The organism is Brachybacterium phenoliresistens (genome assembly GCF_039530785.1).
Classification (GTDB): domain Bacteria; phylum Actinomycetota; class Actinomycetes; order Actinomycetales; family Dermabacteraceae; genus Brachybacterium; species Brachybacterium phenoliresistens.
Genome location: NZ_BAAAOW010000001.1, coordinates 711,101 through 729,774 on the forward strand (window position 1 = coordinate 711,101; position 18,674 = coordinate 729,774).

20 protein-coding genes and 1 tRNA gene are annotated in these 18,674 nt (G+C 73.3%); 9 read left to right on the forward strand and 12 right to left on the reverse strand.

Going from position 1 to position 18,674, the window contains the following annotated elements:
- Positions 1 to 29: 29 nt before the first annotated feature.
- Complete coding sequence (locus ABD234_RS03245) at positions 30 to 416, reverse strand: DUF1304 domain-containing protein (RefSeq protein WP_344354009.1); 387 nt, start codon at positions 414 to 416, stop codon at positions 30 to 32.
- Positions 417 to 513: 97 nt separating this feature from the next.
- On the opposite strand from ABD234_RS03245, the gene ABD234_RS03250 reads away from it, so the two are divergent.
- The gene (locus ABD234_RS03250; protein WP_344354012.1) at positions 514 to 1,149 is read left to right on the forward strand and encodes a TetR/AcrR family transcriptional regulator; all 636 of its coding nucleotides are present in this window, start codon (positions 514 to 516) and stop codon (positions 1,147 to 1,149) included.
- On the opposite strand, the gene ABD234_RS03255 is transcribed toward ABD234_RS03250, so the two are convergent.
- Positions 1,125 to 2,159 (reverse strand): acrylyl-CoA reductase family protein, encoded by a 1,035-nt coding sequence (locus ABD234_RS03255; RefSeq protein WP_344354015.1) that lies wholly within the window; start codon positions 2,157 to 2,159, stop codon positions 1,125 to 1,127. The genes ABD234_RS03250 and ABD234_RS03255 overlap by 25 nt on opposite strands.
- A gap of 104 nt (positions 2,160 to 2,263) precedes the next feature.
- On the opposite strand from ABD234_RS03255, the gene orn reads away from it, so the two are divergent.
- Positions 2,264 to 4,165: an oligoribonuclease gene (orn, locus tag ABD234_RS03260; protein WP_344354018.1), complete on the forward strand. Its 1,902-nt coding sequence runs from the start codon at positions 2,264 to 2,266 to the stop codon at positions 4,163 to 4,165.
- A 30-nt stretch (positions 4,166 to 4,195) separates the two neighbouring features.
- Here the strand turns inward: orn and ABD234_RS03265 are convergent, their stop codons facing one another.
- Both ABD234_RS03265 and ABD234_RS03270 read right to left on the reverse strand, forming a co-directional pair.
- Positions 4,196 to 4,627: a DUF6630 family protein gene (locus ABD234_RS03265; RefSeq protein WP_344354022.1), complete on the reverse strand. Its 432-nt coding sequence runs from the start codon at positions 4,625 to 4,627 to the stop codon at positions 4,196 to 4,198.
- Between the two features lie 31 nt (positions 4,628 to 4,658).
- Positions 4,659 to 5,006 (reverse strand): thiamine-binding protein, encoded by a 348-nt coding sequence (locus ABD234_RS03270; protein ID WP_038374404.1) that lies wholly within the window; start codon positions 5,004 to 5,006, stop codon positions 4,659 to 4,661.
- 128 nt (positions 5,007 to 5,134) lie between these two features.
- Here ABD234_RS03270 and ABD234_RS03275 point away from each other — a divergent pair.
- Positions 5,135 to 5,210, forward strand: a tRNA-His gene (locus ABD234_RS03275).
- Positions 5,211 to 5,346: 136 nt separating this feature from the next.
- Here ABD234_RS03275 and ABD234_RS03280 read toward each other — a convergent pair.
- The gene (locus ABD234_RS03280; RefSeq protein WP_344354027.1) at positions 5,347 to 6,021 is read right to left on the reverse strand and encodes a TetR/AcrR family transcriptional regulator; all 675 of its coding nucleotides are present in this window, start codon (positions 6,019 to 6,021) and stop codon (positions 5,347 to 5,349) included.
- 149 nt (positions 6,022 to 6,170) lie between these two features.
- On the opposite strand from ABD234_RS03280, the gene ABD234_RS03285 reads away from it, so the two are divergent.
- Together ABD234_RS03285 and ABD234_RS03290 are read left to right on the forward strand one after the other, a co-directional pair.
- Positions 6,171 to 6,677, forward strand: coding sequence for a DUF6326 family protein (locus ABD234_RS03285; RefSeq protein ID WP_051487156.1), 507 nt, complete (start codon positions 6,171 to 6,173; stop codon positions 6,675 to 6,677).
- A gap of 58 nt (positions 6,678 to 6,735) precedes the next feature.
- Entirely contained in the window at positions 6,736 to 7,350 is a 615-nt protein-coding gene (locus ABD234_RS03290; protein ID WP_344354030.1) for a hypothetical protein, read from the forward strand.
- A gap of 19 nt (positions 7,351 to 7,369) precedes the next feature.
- Here ABD234_RS03290 and ABD234_RS03295 read toward each other — a convergent pair whose 3' ends face one another.
- Positions 7,370 to 7,918, reverse strand: a complete 549-nt coding sequence (locus ABD234_RS03295; protein ID WP_344354032.1) for an SRPBCC family protein — start codon at positions 7,916 to 7,918, stop codon at positions 7,370 to 7,372.
- Between the two features lie 16 nt (positions 7,919 to 7,934).
- Between ABD234_RS03295 and ABD234_RS03300 the strand changes: the two genes are divergently transcribed.
- Positions 7,935 to 8,288, forward strand: coding sequence for an ArsR/SmtB family transcription factor (locus ABD234_RS03300; RefSeq protein ID WP_344354033.1), 354 nt, complete (start codon positions 7,935 to 7,937; stop codon positions 8,286 to 8,288).
- A gap of 25 nt (positions 8,289 to 8,313) precedes the next feature.
- On the opposite strand, the gene ABD234_RS03305 is transcribed toward ABD234_RS03300, so the two are convergent.
- The 4 genes from ABD234_RS03305 to ABD234_RS03320 all read right to left on the reverse strand — a co-directional run bounded on the left by ABD234_RS03305 (position 8,314) and on the right by ABD234_RS03320 (position 11,265).
- Positions 8,314 to 9,186, reverse strand: coding sequence for a DUF1206 domain-containing protein (locus ABD234_RS03305; RefSeq protein WP_344354034.1), 873 nt, complete (start codon positions 9,184 to 9,186; stop codon positions 8,314 to 8,316).
- Positions 9,187 to 9,257: 71 nt separating this feature from the next.
- Positions 9,258 to 10,007, reverse strand: a complete 750-nt coding sequence (locus ABD234_RS03310) for an ABC transporter permease (RefSeq protein ID WP_344354036.1) — start codon at positions 10,005 to 10,007, stop codon at positions 9,258 to 9,260.
- Positions 10,004 to 10,717 carry an ABC transporter ATP-binding protein gene (locus ABD234_RS03315; RefSeq protein WP_344354037.1) on the reverse strand — a complete coding sequence of 238 codons (714 nt, stop codon included), beginning with the start codon at positions 10,715 to 10,717 and terminating at the stop codon, positions 10,004 to 10,006. The genes ABD234_RS03310 and ABD234_RS03315 overlap by 4 nt, the downstream gene beginning before the upstream one ends.
- Positions 10,711 to 11,265, reverse strand: a complete 555-nt coding sequence (locus tag ABD234_RS03320; protein ID WP_344354039.1) for a TetR/AcrR family transcriptional regulator — start codon at positions 11,263 to 11,265, stop codon at positions 10,711 to 10,713. The genes ABD234_RS03315 and ABD234_RS03320 overlap by 7 nt, the downstream gene beginning before the upstream one ends.
- A gap of 205 nt (positions 11,266 to 11,470) precedes the next feature.
- Between ABD234_RS03320 and ABD234_RS03325 the strand changes: the two genes are divergently transcribed.
- Complete coding sequence (locus ABD234_RS03325) at positions 11,471 to 13,984, forward strand: GcvT family protein (protein ID WP_344354040.1); 2,514 nt, start codon at positions 11,471 to 11,473, stop codon at positions 13,982 to 13,984.
- Between the two features lie 10 nt (positions 13,985 to 13,994).
- On the opposite strand, the gene ABD234_RS03330 is transcribed toward ABD234_RS03325, so the two are convergent.
- A complete protein-coding gene (locus ABD234_RS03330) occupies positions 13,995 to 14,741 on the reverse strand; it encodes an IclR family transcriptional regulator (protein WP_344354041.1) in 747 nt (248 codons plus the stop codon).
- 146 nt (positions 14,742 to 14,887) lie between these two features.
- Here ABD234_RS03330 and ABD234_RS03335 point away from each other — a divergent pair, with 146 nt between their 5' ends.
- Together ABD234_RS03335 and ABD234_RS03340 are read left to right on the forward strand one after the other, a co-directional pair.
- On the forward strand, positions 14,888 to 16,084 hold the full coding sequence (locus ABD234_RS03335) for a glycine cleavage T C-terminal barrel domain-containing protein (protein ID WP_344354042.1): 1,197 nt from the start codon (positions 14,888 to 14,890) through the stop codon (positions 16,082 to 16,084).
- Between the two features lie 43 nt (positions 16,085 to 16,127).
- Positions 16,128 to 16,967, forward strand: coding sequence for a methylenetetrahydrofolate reductase (locus tag ABD234_RS03340; RefSeq protein ID WP_344354044.1), 840 nt, complete (start codon positions 16,128 to 16,130; stop codon positions 16,965 to 16,967).
- A gap of 31 nt (positions 16,968 to 16,998) precedes the next feature.
- Here the strand turns inward: ABD234_RS03340 and ABD234_RS03345 are convergent, their stop codons facing one another.
- Positions 16,999 to 18,597, reverse strand: a complete 1,599-nt coding sequence (locus tag ABD234_RS03345; protein WP_344354046.1) for a solute:sodium symporter family transporter — start codon at positions 18,595 to 18,597, stop codon at positions 16,999 to 17,001.
- Between the last annotated feature and the right edge of the window lie 77 nt (positions 18,598 to 18,674).

The window sequence follows — 18,674 nt, forward strand, 5'->3', positions numbered from 1 at the left end:
GGGTGCGGGCGGCGGGCAGCCGCCGGGGATCACAGGATCAGGCCGATGACCAGCGCGATCACGCCGAGCGCGGGGGCCGCGCCCTGCTTCAGGGCGGCGCCGCGCTTGTCGGGGCTGGACAGCGCGAGCACGGTGGCGGCCGCGGCCATGGACCCGGCGCCGGTGAGCACGAGGGCCGCGCCGACGGCGAGCTGCCCCGCGGCGACCAGGATGATCCCGACCGCGACGGCGATCGCCAGGAACAGGTTGTAGAAGCCCTGGTTGAAGGCCATCTCCCGGGTCGCCTCGGCCTCCTGCGCGGTGGTCCCGAAGGTGCGCCGGGTGGACTCCCGGGTCCAGGTCAGCGATTCCATCCGGAAGATGAGCACATGGATGAGCGCGGCGATGCCGGAGAGCACGAGTCCTGCGAGGAGCACGAGGCCCTCCTTCCCGGTGAGCCGAGCCACCGGACCGATTCTGTAATGATTGGTTCAGTATATGCTGGAGCGGTTCCGAGCGGAAGGGGGATGCGTGATGGCCAGGACACAGTCCTTCGAGCGCGAGGCGGTCGTGCGCGCCGCCCGCGAGGTCTTCTGGGACCTCGGCTTCGAGGGCGCCTCGGTGCCCGCCCTCGAGGACGCCACCGGCCTGCGCCGCTCGAGCATCTACAACACCTTCGGCTCCAAGCGCGGGCTCTTCGACGAGGCCGTGCAGTCCTACCTCGACGAGGTGATCCGACCGCGCCTGGCACCCCTGCGCGCACCCGAGGTCGCCCCCGGAGCGGTCCTGGACTACCTCGACTCCCTGCGCGAGGCGCTCGCCCGCGAGGGGTCCCGACCCGCCCGCAGCGGCTGCCTCCTCATCAACGCCGCCGGCGCGCCCATCGGCCATGACGCGGCCGTCGCCGCGACCGTCGCCGCCTACCGGGCCGAGCTGCGCGAGGCCATCGGCCGCGGGATCCGCGCCCGCGGCGGCGCCGAGGACGGGGCCGCCGCGCGGGACCGGCTGGCCGATGCGGTCACCGGCCTGGTCGTCGCGGCCTTCGCCCTCGTGCGCATCGCCCCGGAGGAGGCCTCCCGCGCGCTCGTCACGGCGCGGGAGCTGATCCTCGCCGCCGCCCCCCTGACGCCGGGGCGCCCCGGGGCTCAGCCGGCGGCGGTCCCGCGGTAGCTGACCCGGCCTCCCACCTGCACCACCACGCGGCCGGTGCCGCGGCCCTCCAGCAGGGCCGCCGCCTCGTCCTTCGCGGCGGCCAGCGGCACCACGCGGGTGATCGCGTCCAGCAGCGAAGGATCCAGATCCCGGGAGAGCCGGTCCCAGGCGGCACGGCGGGCCTGCGGGGAGATGCGCACCGAGTCGATCCCCAGCAGGCTCACCCCTCGCAGGATGAAGGGCATGACGCTCGCGGGCAGGTCGCTGCCGCCCACCAGCCCGAACGCCGCGACCGCGCCGCCGCGGCGCAGCGAGGCGAGGATCGAGGCGAGCACCTGTCCCCCGGCGGCGTCGACCGCGCCGGCCCACCGCTCGCGGGCCAGCGGCCGGGACGGCGCCTCGAGCTCGGCGCGGTCGAGGATGCTCTGCGCCCCGAGGGCGCGCAGGCGATCGGCGGCCTCCGGGCGCCCGGTGGCGGCCACGACCTCGTAGCCGGCGCCCGCGAGCAGGGCGATGGCGAGGCCGCCGGAGCCTCCGTGCGCCCCGGTGACCAGCACCGGTCCGGCATCCGGCGTGAGCCCGTGGCGCTCCAGGGCGTCGACGGCGAGCGCGGCCGTGAGCCCGGCGGTGCCGATCGCCGCGGCCTGGGCGGCGCTGAAGCGCGCGGGCACCACCACGAGGTCCTCCGCGCGGACGTCGGCCAGGGCGGCGAGGCCGCCGTGGTGCTCCTCCCCCAGGCCGGCCCCGTCGAGGGTGACGAGGGTGCCGGGAGGCAGCGCCGGGTCCTCGGAGGCGGAGACCTCCCCGGTGAGGTCGATGCCGGCGATCAGCGGCGTGCGCCGCACGACGCCCGGCCGGCCGTGCAGGGCCAGGGCGTCCTTGTAATTGAGGCTGGAATACAGCACCCGCACGGTGGTGCCGCGGTCCTCGAGGAGATCGGGGGTGACCTGCTCGAGAGCGGCGGAGGTGCCGCCCTCCCCGTCGCGGACGACCCAGGCGGGGAAGGTCGAGGAGGTGATGGCGGACATGGCGGCTCCGTTCCGGGACGATGATGCTCCGCCCCCATCGTGCCCCGGGTCCGCCCTGCATGCATCGGCCCGGGAGCATCGGCGGGGACGGTACGCTCGGAGCCGTGTCTACCACCTCTCCCCGCACTGCAGCAGACAAGATCATCTGGGTCGACTGCGAGATGACCGGACTCGACAAGGACGCCGACGCCCTGGTCGAGATCGCGGTCCTCGTCACCGACGGCGATCTGAACATCCTCGGCGACGGCGTCGACGTCGTCGTCAAGCCCCCGGCCGCGGCGCTCGCGGGCATGGACGACTTCGTGCGCACCATGCACACCACCTCCGGCCTGCTCGAGGAGCTCGAGGGCGGCATGAGCCTGGCCGAGGCCGAGGAGCTGTGCCTCGCGTACGTGCGCGAGCACTGCCCCGAGCCGGGCAAGGCGCCGCTGGCCGGCAACAGCGTCGGCACCGACCGCGCGTTCCTCGAGGCGGGCGTGCCCGCCTTCGCGCAGTGGCTGTCCTACCGCACGATCGACGTCTCCAGCCTCAAGGAGCTGTCCAAGCGCTGGTTCCCGCGGGTCTACTACAACACCCCCGCCAAGCACGGCGGCCACCGTGCGCTCGCGGACATCCGCGAGTCCATCCAGGAGCTCAAGTACTACCGAGAGGTGCTCTTCGTGGACCAGCCCGGCCCCACCACCGCCCAGGTCCAGGAGGCCGCCCGTCGGCACGAGCTGGGCTCCGAGGAGTCCGCGGCGGTGGCCCCCGCCCCGTCCCCGGCGGTGCCGTGGCTGGATCGCCGCTCGCATCGCGCCTGGCTGGGCGACGAGGCCGATGCCCTGCTCGTGTTCGGCTCCGAGTCGGTGCGCGAGGACGGCGGCTTCGGCTGGCTCGACGAGGACGGCGAGGTCGACCTCGACCGTCCCGCGGAGCTGTGGATCACCTGCCGGATGACGCACTCCTTCGCCCTGGGGCATCTGCTGGGCCGGCCCGACTTCGGCCGCTTCGCCGACCATGGCATCGCCTCCCTGCAGGGCGTCTTCCGCGACCGCGAGCACGGCGGCTGGTTCTCCGCGGTGGCCGACGGGAAGGTCGTGGACGACTCCAAGCAGGCCTACGCGCACGCCTTCGTGGTGCTCGCCGCGGCCTCGGCCACCGCCGCCGGCCGCCCCGGCGCGCGGGCCCTGCTGGCCGATGCCCTCGCGGTCCTGGAGGACCGGTTTTTCGAGCCCGAGGCGCGCCTGCACGCCGACACCGCCTCCCGCGACTTCTCCGTGGTCGACGAGTACCGCGGCATCAACGCGAACATGCACTGCGTGGAGGCGCTGCTGGCCGCGGCCGATGTCACCGGCGAGCGCCGCTGGCTGGACCGCGCGGCCGGGATCCTCGAGCGGGCCGTGGACGAGTTCGCCCGGGCCAACGACTGGGCGCTGCCGGAGCACTACGACCTGCAGTGGAACCCGGTGCTCGAGTACAACAAGGACGAGCCCAAGCACCCCTTCCGCCCCTACGGGGCGACCATCGGCCACTGGTTCGAGTGGGCCCGCCTGGTCCTGCACGGCCGCGCCGCCCTGATCGAGGCCGACGGCCAGGCCCCCGACTGGATGCTGGAGGCCGCGACCGCGCTGATGGAGAAGGGCGCGGCGACCTTCGGGCTGGACGGACAGCCCGGATTCGTCTACACCGTCGGCTGGGACGGCCGGCCCGTCGCCCAGGAGCGCATGCACTGGGTCGCCGCCGAGGCCGTCGCCGCGGCCGCCGTGATGTACCAGGTCACCGCGGATCGCGTGTGGGCGGAACGCTACGAGCAGTGGTGGGAGTACATCTCCACCTACCTGCTGGACGGCGAGGGCGGCTCCTGGTTCCACGAGCTCGACGCCGACAACGAGGTCCAGGGCGTGACCTGGCCGGGCAAGCCCGACATCTACCACGCCCTGCAGGCCACGCTCATCGCCCGCCTGCCCGCCGCCCCGGCCCTGGCCGCCGCGCTGCGCGACGACCTGCTGGACGCCGATCTGGGCTGAGCAGGCCGGACGACTCCCTGGCCACGGGGCTCAGCCGAAGGACCGGGCCCCGTGGCCGAGCCGCGTCGCGAGCGCGACGATCTCCTCGGTCCGCTCGACCGGCACCAGCACCAGGGGCACGGCCTCGGAATCCTCCGGCAGGTGGAGCAGGCGCAGCCCGTGCGGGGCGAACAGGCCGTCGGCGACGCCGATCGCGGCGGTCAGATCGCCCCACGCATCGGCGACGACCTCGAGATCCGCCCCGCAGCGCTTGGCGCCGGGCAGCCGGGCCAGGGCCTCGGACAGCTCGCAGCCGGTGTCCTCCCGCTGGACGTAGGCGAGGGCGTCGGCCTCGTCGAGGGCGTCGATGAGGGCCTCCCAGGGGTCTGCTCCCGCGGAGCCCTCCAGGGCGCGCCGGACGGCGGGGGCGACCTCCGGGTCGTCCTCCAGCAGCGCGCACAGGCGCATCCAGTGCTCGTGCATGTCCGGCACGTCCGAACCGGCCGGCCGCGGCTCAGCCGTCCGCGGCCTCGAGCGCGGCGTCCAGCCGCCGGATCTTGCCGTCAAGCTCGCCCTCGTGGCCCGGGCGGATGTCGGCCTTCAGCACGAGGGAGACGCGCGATCCGTAGCGCCCGGCCTCGGCGGCGGCGCGGCGGACGACGTCCATCACCGCGTCCCAGTCGCCCTCGATCTCGGTGAACATGGAGCTGGTGCGGTGGGGCAGGCCCGAGTCCCGCACGACGCGGACCGCGGCGGCGACGGCGTCGTGGACGCTCGCGGAGTCGGAGCCCGGCGCGAGCTCGCGCACGATGCTCGGGTCCGAGGGCTCACCGGTGGGCTGGACGGAGAAGGCGACGATCATGGCCCCAGTCTCCGCCCGGCCCGCGCCGCGATGCAACGCGTCTCACATCCCTCACGGCCCGTTCCGGTGGGAACCGCCCCGGTGAGCCGGTATATTGGTACCTCGTTGCGGGGAATGCTCCGCACATGGTGGTCGTAGCTCAGTTGGTAGAGCTCCTGGTTGTGGTCCAGGCGGTCGCGGGTTCAAATCCCGTCGATCACCCCATTCGGGTCAGGTGAGAACTCCCGCAGTCGGAGTTCTCGCCTGGCCCTTCTCCGTGCTCCGGATGCTTCGGCACCGAGCTGAGGAGCACGGCGCCGAGCGCGATGGCTGCCCCTGACGCGCCGAGAGGTGGGCGCCCCTAGGCGGAGGTCCTCAGGGTCTCGAGCGCATCGAGGACGAGGTCGAGGCCGACGAGGAACTCCTCGGCCGGGTCGTAGCCGGCGGCGGTGAGCTCCGAGGCGGACTCGTGGAGGTAGGGGAACTCCTCGGGGGGCAGCTGGGGCAGATAGACGTCCTCGGCCATGTCCGCGAGCTCGTCCGCGGAGTCGAACGGGAGGCTGGTCTCCTGCATCACGAAGCCATACACATAGCTGCTGAGCAGCCAATCGGCGTGGGTCGCCGTCCGGACCGAGAATCCGGCCCTGCGGAGACAGGCGGTGACCGCCTCGCGGTGGCGGAGGTTCGCCGGCCCCGGGGCGGTCCGCGATTCCATCAGGCTGATCGCCCAGGGATGACGGGCAAGGGCCGCTCGAGCGGACATGGCCTCCCGGCGCATGGCCGACCGCCAGTCGGCATCACGGGGCGGAAGGTCGATCTCGGCGAACACGACGTCGATCATGGCGTTCAGCAGCTCGCCCTTGTTCGCCACGTAGCGATAGAGCGACATCGCCCCGGCATCGAGCGATTCTGCGAGCCGGCGCATGCTCAGCCCCGCGACGCCCTCGCGGTCCGCGAGCCGGATCGCCTCGTCCACCACGCGCCGGGTGCTCAGCCCCGCGCCGGGGGCGACCGCGCGCTGCTCCTGCGCAGACATGACCCTCCTCGTTCGGACCTCTTGACAAGAGTACAGCGTACGCGCAGAGTACACCGTACGCGTACGGTGTACGCCGCGTGTGGGCCGCACTTCGATACCTGGAGTCCCCGCCCGCGACCTGCGATCCCCTCCAGACGAAGGATGAACCGATGCCCCTCTCCACGAGACCCCCGACCCTGCTCGAGAACCCGCCGATCCCGGTGCAGGCCCGGCTCGCCGCCGCATGGGCCAGCTTCATGGTCCTGTACGTCTACGTCGACTACTTCCACCTCTACAAGCCCGGCACCCTCGACGGACTCCGGGACGGCGTCGTCTTCACGTTCCGGATCAGCCCCGGGCTGCTGACGGTTTTCCTCGCGCTGATCGCGATCCCGGCGATGATGGTGATGCTCTCCATGAGCCTGCCTGCGCGGGCGAACCGCGCGACGAACCTCGTCGTGGCATCGCTGTACCTCCCCATCACAGTGTTCAACGCGGTCGGCGAGACCTGGGAGTGGGCCGCCTTCTACGGCCTCTCCATCGGGCTCGAGGTGCTGCTCCTGGCCGTCATCCTGCGCTCCGCGTGGAGATGGCCCCGGACCTCCGCGGCGGTCGGCAGCGCCTCCGACGGCTCGCGCGGTCCGGTGCGGCCTGCTGGCACGGCCGTGCACCGCTGATCCCGCTGCGGGAGGGCGGGACGGCTGCGGGGAGGCGTGCCGGTGCTAGCCTCCCGACATGCTCGCGATCGCCCACCGGCGCCGCGCCGCCCTCCCCGTGCTGGCGGCGAGCCTCCTGCTGGCCCTGAGCGGCTGCGGGATCGTCGGCGGCCTGCTGCGGCCCGACGTGCCGGAGCCGACCCTGCGGACCGTCCCGGCCGAGGTCCTGGCCCGGTCCGCCGAGGCCTGCGGGACGAGGGAGGACGCCCCGACCGGGGACGTCTCCTTCGAGGCCTCCGTCGAGCGGTCGCCGGAGGCGCAGCCGTCCGGGATGACCCTGCCGCTGACGGTGACGGTGCAGCTGGCCTCCGGGCACGGGGAGCACTCGGCGGGGCCGGGCGGGACGCGCGGCGTGCTGGTCGGCGAGGAGGGCATGGTGGCCGGACTGGTGACCGCGGTGACCGTGACCGACGAGGGGCGACCCCGGGACGGCGCGCAGACCGGCGCGTTCGCGGTCGAGCTCGGCGCCTGCCCGGTGGCGGGGATCGAGCTGGGCGCCCCGCTGCCGGACGGGGACTACTCCCTGGTCCTGCACGGGACGGTGAGCCCTCTCGACCACAACCATGGCCAGCAGGAGTATTGGATCGCTCCCGGGGTGGACGTCGCCGTCTCCGACGGGGCGATCGTCCCCTGAGGGGCGAGGCGGGGGACGCTCAGCGGTAGAAGCCCTCGCGCAGGGTGATGCCGTGCTCGAGCCACACCTTCATCGCGGCGAGCATCCCGGTCCAGCCCTCGCAGTTCCCGAAGGCGTTCTTCGCCCCGTCGGCGGTGGGGCGCCAGGCGGATTCCGTGATGGTCACCAGGGTCCGGGTCCCGTCGTCGAGGGGCTCGAAGGTGAAGACCGTGCGGGTGGTGGTGGCCTCCCCGACCAGATCCGAGCCCTCCCAGGCGATGACGATCCGGCGCGGCGGGACCGCCTCCAGGACGGTCACCGGGAAGCGGCCGGGGAAGTCGGCGAAGTCCCAGGTGACGTCCGCTCCTGCCGCCAGACGGCCGCGGGCGCCGCCGGTGGTGAAGTACCGCGAGAGCTGCTCCGGGTCCGCCACGGCCTCGTAGACCTCGGCGACGGGGCGGGCGATGCGCCCGGAGACGGTGAAGCCGAGCTCGTCCAGCGGCGCCCGGTCGTCCTGGGGCGGCGGCGGCGCGTCGGCGGGCCGGTCGGCGGAGGGGGATCGTCCTGCGGCGGGCTGCTGCGCATTCATGTGATATTTTTACAACATGACTGCGTCCGACCGCAAGGGGTCCCCCGATATCCCCGAGGACGACGACGCGGTCTTCAAGGCGCTCGCCTCCGGCACCCGGCGCCGCATGCTCGACGCGCTGAAGGCCGCTCCGCGCACCACCGGGGAGCTGTGCTCGCTGCTGCCGGAGCTGGATCGCACCACGGTGCTCCAGCACCTGCGGGTGCTGGAGCGGGCGCGGCTGGTCGAGGGGCGGCGGGTCGGCCGGGAGCGCCACCTCACGCTCGCGCCGCTGCCCATCAAGCGCATCCACGACCGCTGGATCGGCGAGTACGCGCGCGCCGCGGTGGATCTGCTGGGGCGTCTGGAGGACGATCCGGGCGGCCGATGAACCGTCCCGCGCGGCCGCCCAGCCCTCACTCCATCCGGTCGTAGCGCGAGCGCAGCACCAGGAAGACCCCGTGCAGCAGGAGGCCGGCGCCCACGGCGAGCAGCAGCGCCGGACCGAACGGCTGGTCGCGCATCGCCCGCAGGGCACCGTCGACGCCGGTGGACCTCTCCGGGTCCCCCGCGAGCGCGGAGACGATCACCAGCACGCCCACGGCCAGCAGCGTCGCGCCCTTGCCGAGGTAGCCGGCGACGCCGCTGACGGTGAGGATCGCCGCCAGCGGGCGGGCGCGGGGCATGCGCAGGCGGCGCTCCCAGCTGCGACGGACGCCCTGGACGCAGAAGCCCACCCCGAATCCGACGACCACCAGGCCGATCACCACCAGGATGACGAGGCCGCCGGGCGCCGAGGCGATGGTCGTCGACAGCGCCGCGGAGCGACGATCGGAGTCGCCCCCGCCGCCCAGCACCACCGGGACGAACACGCTCGCGACCGCGGCATAGGCGACGGCGCGGCCGAGCGCGATGAGCAGCTCCTTCCACCGGCGGCGTCCGCGCGAGGTCCGGGGGTCGGTGCTGCCGGAGCCTCGCAGCGGGGCCCGCCCGAAGAAGGCGTTCGCGAGGTTCCACAGGGCCAGCAGCACGCAGCCGACCAGGCACATCCAGATCAGGGCGAGGCCGAAGGGCTGCCGGGCGAGGATCTGCACCGCACCCGACTGGTCCGCCTCCCCGCCGCGGCCGAGCGCGAGCCCGACGGCCAGCCCGCCCAGGAGGGCGTGCACCGCCCCGTTGGCCACGTAGCCCGCGCGGGAGGCGCGCTCGAACCAGGTGCTGTCCGCGGCGCGCTGCGCAGCGTCATCGGCCGCGCGCGCGGCGTCCTCCACATCCCCCTCATCGATCATGAGCGGAATCCTCGCACCTCGGGCGGCGCGCCGGAACACCCGGCCGCACCGGCAGGCCCGGATCGCCAGGATCAGCGATCCTGCTGCAGGCGCTGCCACTGGCGGTGCAGCAGCCCGGCCCAGGTCGCCGCCCACACCGGCACCAGGAGCAGCGACCCGACCCCGACCCCCTCGACGCCCAGCGCCCACAGCGCCGGGATGCACGGCGGCAGCCATCGCCCGGCGCCCGCGAGCACCCCCACCTGCGCGAGGACGACCAGGGCGATCCCGCCGGAGCACCCGGCGAGGATCGAGCGGCGCCAGGTGGCGAGCACGGCGACCGGCATCGCCGTCGGGACGAGGAGCACGCCCAGCAGGAGCTGCCGCGCCAGGCCCGCGAGGACCGGCGCGTCGGGCGGGCCGTACCCGAGCAGCAGGCCGAGCACCGCGATCGAGGCGACCAGCGCCAGGCTCAGCGCGGCGCCCCAGGCGATCATCACGAGGACCTTCGCGATCGCGATCGTCCCGCGCGCCACGGGCAGGGCGAACAGGCCGTCGGCGGTGCCGTCCACGAACTCGCGCGCGACGATCCAGGTCAGCACGACGCTCACGCCGAGCATGCCGCCGGCGGTGGTGATCTGCGCGGCGGAGGACAGCAGCCCGTCCCAGTCCTGGCTCGCGGCAGGGCCGAGCTTGGCCTCGAGCGCCGGGTCCCCGCGCCGCAGGGCGAGCGCCATCCCCGCCAGCAGCACGGTCTGGCCCAGCACGATCGCGAGCGTGGCGACCAGGCCCACGCTCGAGCGCAGGAGGGTGCGGCCCGCCAGGGCCAGCGCCGCCCTCATCGGGGACCCTCCGCGCGGGACCGGTCGTCCTCGAGGATGCGGGCGAACAGCGCCCTCTCGAGATCGGGGGCGCGCGGATCCAGCTGCCCGATCAGTCGGCCGGCGTTCATCACGTCGATCCGCCCGGCGATCCGGGCGACCTCGTCGAGGTGATGGCTGGAGACGAGGACCGCAGCCCCCTCATCGGCCCGCCGGCGCAGGTGGGTGCGCAGCACGATCATGGAGGACGGGTCCAGCGCCAGGCTCGGCTCGTCGAGCACGATGAGCCGGGGCCGATGCTGCAGCGCGCTCGCGAGCCCGACCCGCTGCGCGGTCCCCGAGGAGAGCCGGCGGAACCGGGTGCCCGCCACGGCCTCGAGGCCCCACAGCTCCAGGGCGGCGTCGACCGCCCGGGCCTCGCAGCCCCGCAGCCGGGCGGCGATCCGCAGGTTCTCGCGGACGGTGAGCTCGGGATAGGCGAAGGGCCGCCCGACCATCTGGCCGACCTCCCGCAGGACCGCCGCGGGCGCGGCGGCGACGTCATGGCCCAGGATCTCGACGCGCCCCGCATCCGGGCGCAGCATGCCGAGGGCCAGGCGCAGCAGCGTCGTCTTGCCCGCCCCGTTCATCCCGAGCAGGGCGTGGACCGCGCCCTCCTCGACCGCGAGGTCGAGGTCGCGCACGCCGGCGCCGCCGCGGTACCGGCGCGCGACGCCGCGCAGCCTCAGCACGGCCCCTCCCCGGCGAGCGCGGCGAAGGCGGCGCCGAGGAACTCCTCGATGCTCTCCTCCGGGGCGGCGGCCCAGGCCAGCAGCGCCTCGGAGAGTCCGGCGACGACGGCCGACGCGACCACCCGTGCCGCGACCCGGTCCGTGCCCCGGGCGACCAGCGCCTCCGCGATCGCCCGGGCGCTCTCGCGGCTGTTGCGCTCGACGGCGCCGTGCAGGGAGGGCTCCGCGACGATGATCCCCAGGCGCCGGCGCAGGGCGGCGACCTCCGTCGCGGGCAGACGCCCCCAGGCCTCGGCGACCCCGGAGACGGCGGCGCGCAGCGCGGGCTCGGTCGCGGGACGCTCGCGCACGGCCGCCGCGATCGCCGGATCGGCGCGGTCCTCGAGCAGCAGCGCCTCCTTGGAGGGCACGTGCCGGAACAGGGTCATCTCGCTGACCTGCGCCGCGGCGGCGATCTGCGCGGTGGTCGTGGCGGCATAGCCCTGCCGGGCGAACAGCTCGGCAGCGGCCGTGAGCAGCCGTGCGTGCGTGCTCTCCCAGCGTCCCATGCCCGGAATGTTAGTCACTCACATTCGAGCTGTCCACCCTCCCGCCCCCTCGCGCCGATCCCGCGCGCCGCGCCCTCTACCGGCGGCCTGCGCTCTCGACTACCATCGGCCCACCAGCGGAGAGAACAGACAGCACGGGCATCCTGACGCCACGGCCTGCACCGCACCCGCCGCCAGGCATGACCCGACACGTCGGGAGGTCGCCATGGCCAGCACGCCCACCAGCGCGGATGTCGTCGTCATCGGAGCGGGGATCGTCGGCAACGCCGCCGCCTTCCACCTCGCCCGTCTCGGATGGCGCGGCATCGTCCAGATCGACAAGGGACCGCTGCCCGATCCGGGCGGCTCCACCGGGCACGCCTCGAACTTCGTGTTCCCCGTGGACCACTCCAAGGAGGTCACCGACCTCACCGTCGACTCCCTGCACCAGTACGAGGAGCTCGACGTGGTGATCCGCTGCGGCGGCATCGAGGTCGCGCGCAGCGCCGAGCGCATGCAGGAGCTCACCCGACGGATGACCTCGGCCCGCTCCTGGGGCGTGGAGGCGCATCTCCTCTCCCCCGCCGAGATCCAGGAGCTCGTCCCGTACTGCGCCTCGGACCTGCTGATCGGCGGCTTCCACACCCCCACGGGCTCGGTGGTGGACCCGATCGAGGCCGGCCGCCTGTTCCGGCAGCGAGCCCAGGAGCTCGAGGCGCTGACGGTGTGCCCGGACACAGAGGTCCGCGACCTGGTCGTGGAGGAGGGCCGGATCCGCGCCGTCGTCACCGACCACGGCCGCATCGAGACCGAGGCCGTGGTCATCGCCTGCGGGGTGTGGAGCCCGCAGGTGGCCGCGCTCGCCGGCGCCTCGATCCCCCTCACCCCGGCGGTCCACCAGATGATCGACGTCGGCCCCATCCCCGAGCTCGCCCGCACCGGCGCCTGGATCGCCATGCCGCTGCTGCGGGACATGGACTGCCGGATGTACGAGCGCCAGCGCGGCGCCGATCTCGAGATCGGCTCCTATGCGCATCGGCCGCTGCTGCATCGGCCCGCGGAGATCCCTCCGGTCGGCGCCCCCGGCCAGGCCTCCCCCACCAGCTTCCCCTTCACCGAGGCGGACTTCACCGAGCAGATGCGCCATGCCCGGGAGATGTTCCCCTCCCTGCTCACCGATCCCGAGCCGGAGCGCCGCAGCGCCATCAACGGCCTGCTCTCGCTCACGCCCGACGGCGGCGCGCTGATCGGCGAGCTGCCGGAGGTGCGGGGCCTGTGGACGGCATCGGCCGTCTGGATCAAGGAGGCGGCGGGCGCGGCGCGCATGCTCGCCGAGCTCATGACCTCCGGCGCCAGCGAGATCGACCCGCACGGCTCGGACGTGGCGCGCTTCGCCCCGCACGAGCGCACCGAGCACCATGTGCGGGCCCGCGCGGCGGAGGGCTTCCCGAAGGTCTACGGGATCAGCCATCCCCGCGAGCAGTGGGCCACGGACCGCCCCCTGCGCACGAGCCCTGCGCATCCGCGCACGCAGGCGCTGGGGGCCGTGTGCTTCGAGACAGCCGGATGGGAGCGGCCCCAGTGGTACGCGGCCAACGAGTCGCTGCTGGAGCGGTTCGGCGACCGCATCCCCGAGCGCCGCCACGAATGGGACGGACGCTGGTGGTCGCCGATCATCGAGGCCGAGCACCTGGCCATGCGCGAGGGCGTGGCCATGATCGACCTGGGCGCCTTCACCATCCTGGACCTGCACGGCCCGGCCGCCCTCGCGCACCTCGAGCGCCTGGCGGTGGCGCGCATCGACGTGCCGCCCGGCCGCGTGGTCTACACCCCGATGCTGACCCCCGCCGGCGGCTTCCGCACCGATCTCACGGTCGTGCGCCGTGGTCCGCAGGACTTCCGCGTCATCACCGGGGCGGCCGATGGGGGCCGGGACCTCGCGCATCTGCGCGCCGACCTCCCCGCCGGCGCGCAGCTGATCGATGCGACCGCCGCGGTGACCACGATCGGGGTATGGGGACCGCGCGCCCGGGACCTGCTGGCCCCGCTCGCGGACGCGGACCTCTCCGACGCCGCCTTCGGCTTCGGCACCGCCCAGGACCTGCACCTGGGCTCGATCCCCGTCTCGATGCTGCGGATCTCCTACGTCGGCGAGCTGGGCTGGGAGGTCCATGTCTCCTCCGAGATGGGGCTGGCGCTGTGGGACCTGCTGTGGGAGGCGGGCCTCCCCCTCGGCGCGGTCGCCGCCGGGATCGGCGTGTACGGCACCACGGGCCGCCTGGAGAAGGCCTACCGCCTGATGGGGGCGGAGCTGACCGGCGAGCACGATCCGGTCGAGGCCGGCCTCGCCCTGCCCCGCGTCAAGAGCGCCGACTTCGTGGGCCGGGACGCCTATCTCGCCGCGCGCGAGGCGAGCCCTGCCGCGCTCCTGTGCACGCTCGCGGTGGAGGGCGCGGACGGCGCCGCCGAGCCCGCCCGCTTCCCCACCGGCGGGGAGCCGGTCCTCACGGCCGGCGGCGAGGAGATCGTGGACGCCCGGGGCAGGCGCAGCTACGTGACCTCCGCCGGCCCCGCCCCGTCGCTCGGGCGGTTCCTGGCGATGTCCTACCTTCCCCCGCAGCATGCGCACGTCGGCGCGCGGCTCGAGATCGAGTACCTCGGCGACCGCCTGCCCGCGCAGGTGCTGAGCACGGGGCGCACCCCTGCCTTCGATCCCGAGAACACGCGGATGAAGGGCTGAGGCGCCGGTCTCAGGACGGGCGCACGCCCAGGCGCCGGCTGATCTCCGCGGCGGCCTCGACCAGGAGTCGGGCCGTCGCCGGGAGGCGCTCGGCCCGCAGGCGGTAGGCGGGCCCGGCGACGGACAGCGCGGCGATCACCCGCCCGCCCTCGCCGTGGATGGGCACGGCCAGGGCGTTGAGCCCTTCCTCGAACTCCTCGACGGCGATCGCATAGCCCTGCTCCCGCACCTGCTCGAGCTCGCGCAGCAGCGGCGAGCGCGCGGTGACCGTGCGCTCGGTGAAGCGCTCCAGGGAGTGGGAGAGGACCCTCTCGCGCTGGGCCGGCGAGGCGTGGGCCAGCAGCACCTTCCCGCTCGAGGTCGCATGCAGGACGGTGCGGTCCCCGACCCAGTTGTGCATGGCCACCGAGCTCGGACCCTGCGCCTGGTAGAGGTTCACGGCGGCGTCCTCCCGCAGCTCCGCGACGTTGACCGTCTCCCCCACCCGGCGGGCCAGCTCCTCGCACACCGGGCCTGCCTGCCCGGTGAGGTCCAGCGGCACCGCGACCGCCCCGGCCAGGCGCAGCACCCCCACGCCCAGGCGCGCCCGCCCGCCGGGCTCCGGACGCTCCACGAGCTCGTGCGCCTCCAGGGCCGCGAGCAGGCGGGTGACCGTGGAGGCGTGGACGTCGAGCTCGCGGGCGATCTCGCCGGTGCTCGAGGCCCCGTCGCGCGCCAGGATCTCGAGCACCCGCGCCGCCCGATCGACCGATTGCACCGATCCTGCCGCCGCTGTCCGCATCTGCACCATGGAGGGACCTTACAACACATTCTGACCAGCGCGAATGCGCAGGACGCAACCTATTGCGCAGGACGCACGCCGCATGGGACAGTGGGGCACGGACACGCACACCGGAGGCCACGATGACTGTGAACCCGACCCCCCGGATCCTGCTCTACCCACGGATCCGCAAGTCCCCCTTCTTCTACGCCTCGCGCCGCCACGGCGTCGCGATGTACAGCGTCTACAACCACACGTACCACCCCCGCCACTACGGCGACCCGGTGGCGGAGTACTGGGCCCTGCTCGAGGGGGTCACGCTGTGGGACGTGGGCGTCGAGCGCCAGGTGGAGATCACCGGGCCCGACGCCTTCGACTTCACGAACCTGCTCATCACCCGGGACCTGTCCAAGTGCGCGGTGGGGCAGTGCAAGTACACCTTCCTCACCGATCAGCACGGAGGGATCATCAACGACCCCGTGCTGCTGCGGCTGGAGGAGAACCGCTTCTGGCTGTCCCTGGCCGATTCGGACGTGCTGCTGTGGGCGCGCGGCGTGGCCGCCTTCGCCGGCATGGACGTCGAGATCCGCGAGGCGGACGCCGGCCCCGTGCAGGTGCAGGGCCCGCGCTCCTTCGCCGTGCTGCGGGACCTCTTCGGCGACGCCGTCGCGGAGATCCCGTACTACTACCTGCGCGACTTCACGATCGAGGGGATCGAGGTGACGGTCTCGCGCACCGGCTACACCGGCGAGATCGGCTACGAGATCTACGTGCACAACGCCTCGCGCGACGCCGAGCGCCTGTGGGACCTGGTGTGGGAGGCGGGCCGTCCGCACGGCATGCAGGTGATCGGCCCCTGCCACATCCGCCGGATCGAGGGCGGCATGCTCGCCCACGGCGCCGACACCGACATCGACACCAACCCCTTCGAGGTCGGCATGGGCTACGACTGGATGGTCGACCTCGAGCAGGAGGCGGACTTCCTGGGCAAGCAGGCGCTGCGGCGGATCAAGGACGAGGGCCCCTGGCGCATGCTCGCCGGCATCGAGATCGGCGGGCCGCAGCTGGGCACCTTCAACGACGGCTCGATGATCGACATGTTCCCCGTCCTCCAGGACGGCCTCCGGGTCGGTCACGTGACCTCGGCCTGCTTCTCGCCGCGCCTGGAGAAGAACATCGGGTACGCGATGGTGCCCACCGAGCTCGCCCGGCTGGGGACGACGCTCACCGTCGACACCGGCGAGCAGCAGGTCGAGGCGGTCGTGGTGCCCAAGCCCTTCATCGACCCCGCCAAGGAGCAGCCCAAGAGCGATGTCACCGCGCCGGTGCCGCTCGGGTAGCCGGCCGGGAGGACGCACCGCAGAGCCCGCAAGGAGGACCACGATGGTGGACGCCCCGGCCGTCGATCCGCGCTGCAGCACCCCCGGCGCGGTCGAGCATCGGCCGCAGTTCGAGGTGATCCCGCTGCCCGGGGTCCTCGAGGCCGTGATCGCGCACCTTCCCCCCGGGTCGAGGGTGAGCGTGACCTCCTCCCCCACGCAGGGGCAGGAGGCCTCGCTCGCCCTCGCCGCAGACCTGGCCCGCGCGGGCTTCACCGCCATCCCGCACCTGGCCGCGCGCCGGATCCGCGGAGCGGCGCAGGCGCAGGAGATGGCCGCGCGGATGGAGGAGGCGGGGATCCGCGAGGCCTTCGTGATCGCCGGGGATCCCGCCCTGCCCGCGGGCGGTCTCGCCGGGTCCCTCGACCTGCTGGAGGCGCTGCATGCGCAGTCCCCGTTCCTGGTCGCGGGGGTGGCCGGGTACCCCGAGGGGCATCCGCACGCGGAACCGGCCGCGGAGCTGGACCTGCTGCGCCGCAAGGCCGAGCATGCCTCCTACGTGGTCACCCAGATGTGCTTCGCCCCGCGGCCCATCATCGACTGGGCCCGGCGCGCCCGCGAGGCGGGGGTCGACCTGCCGGTCCGCCCCGGGGTCGCCGGCCCGGTCGACCTCGCCCGCCTGCTGCGGATCGGGTCGCGGGTCGGGGTCGGTCCCTCCCTGTCGGTGCTGCGCCGGCACGGCACCGGGCTGCGGCGCCTGATGCGACCGGGCACCTGGTCCCCTGAGGACCTGCTGGCCGACCTCGCCCGCGATGCCCGCGCGGCGCGGCTGGAGCTGGCCGCGCCGCACGTCTACACCTTCAACGCCCTCGAGCTCACGGGGGCGCACTGGGCCGGCCGCTGACCGGCCCGGGCGCGGCCGCCCGCGCCGGCTCTCAGGCGAAGACGATGTAGATCGCGACGACGACCAGCACGATCGCGACGGCGACGGGCTTCGTCGCCGGCCACGGCGTGATGTCCACGGCCCCGGCGTCCACCTGCACGTAGGCCTCCTGGCGCGGGCGCAGCTTCCCGATCACCAGCATGATCACGACGTTCAGCACGAACAGGATCGCCATCACGTGCAGGAAGTGGGGATACGACCCTCCGGCGCCCTCGACGGCGGGCTTGATGAGGAACTGGCTGATGCAGTACAGACCGGCGCCGAGGACGATCGCGACCTTCGCGGAGAGCGCCGGGACGTACTTGGTGAAGATGCCGACCAGCAGGATCGTGAGGATCGGGATGTTGTACATCCCGTTGACCTCCTGCAGATACCCGAACAGACCCGCCGGGGCGTTCGCGATGAACGGCGCGATGATCATCGCGGCCGCCGCGAGGAAGATGCCGAAGATCTTCCCGGAGGAGACGACCTTCGCGTCCGAGGCGTCCTTGTTGATGTATTCCTTGTACAGGTCCAGGCCGAACAGGGTCACCGAGCTGTTCAGGGCGCTGTTGAAGGAGCTGAGGATCGCGCCGAAGATGACGGCCGCGAACAGGCCCAGCAGCGGGCCGGGGAGCACCTCGCGCACGAGGGCGGGGTAGGCGGCATCGGCCGTGGGCAGGTCGGGCCCGAGCAGCTGCCAGGCGATCACGCCGGGCAGGACCACCATCACCGGGCCGAGGATCTTCAGCCCGGCCGCCAGCAGCAGGCCCTTCTGGCTCTCCTGGAGGTTCTTGCCGGCCAGGGCCCGCTGGATGATGGCCTGGTTGGTCCCCCAGTAGAACAGCTGGACGAGCATCATGCCGGTGAAGATGGTCGCGAAGGGCACCGAGGACTCCGGCCCGCCCATGCTCTCGAAATGCTCGGGGTTCTGGTCGTAGAGCGTGGTCACGCCCTCGAAGAGGTTCCCCTGGCCGATCGCGATGAGGCCGAAGATCGGCACCGCCAGGCCGCCGAGCACGAGACCCAGGCCGTTGATCGTGTCGGAGACGGCGACGGCCTTCAGCCCGCCGAAGATCGCGTAGATGGAGCCGATGATCCCCAGCGCCCACACCGTGATCCAGAGGGCGACGGTCGGGCTCACGCCCAGCAGGCCCGGGATGTCGAACATGGTGCTCATCGCCAGCGCCCCGGAGTACAGCACGATGGGCAGCAGCACGATCGCGTAGCCGCTGAGGAACAGGATGGACACCATCGCCTTGGTGGTGGTGTCGAAGCGCCGTTCCAGGAACTGCGGGATCGTGGCGATCCCGCTCTTGAGGTATTTCGGGATGAGCAGCACGGCGCACACGCAGATGGCGATCGCCGCGAGCGTCTCCCACGCCATCACGAGGATCCCCTCGGAGTACGCCTGGCCGTTCAGCCCCACGATCTGCTCGGTCGACAGGTTCGTCATCATCAGCGAGCCGGCGATGACCGGCGCGGTGAGACTTCGTCCGCCCAGGAAGTACCCGTCGGAATGCGATTCGTCGGTGCCGCGCGTCCACCACCACGAGAGCACACCCACCAGGGCTGTGAACCCGACGAATGTCAGAACCTGCATGATTCCCATGTCGACCGCCTCTCCACGGCTCGGCGGCATCTGTGACCGCCGACACATCCGGTGCACATGGTCTCACCGCGGGTGCC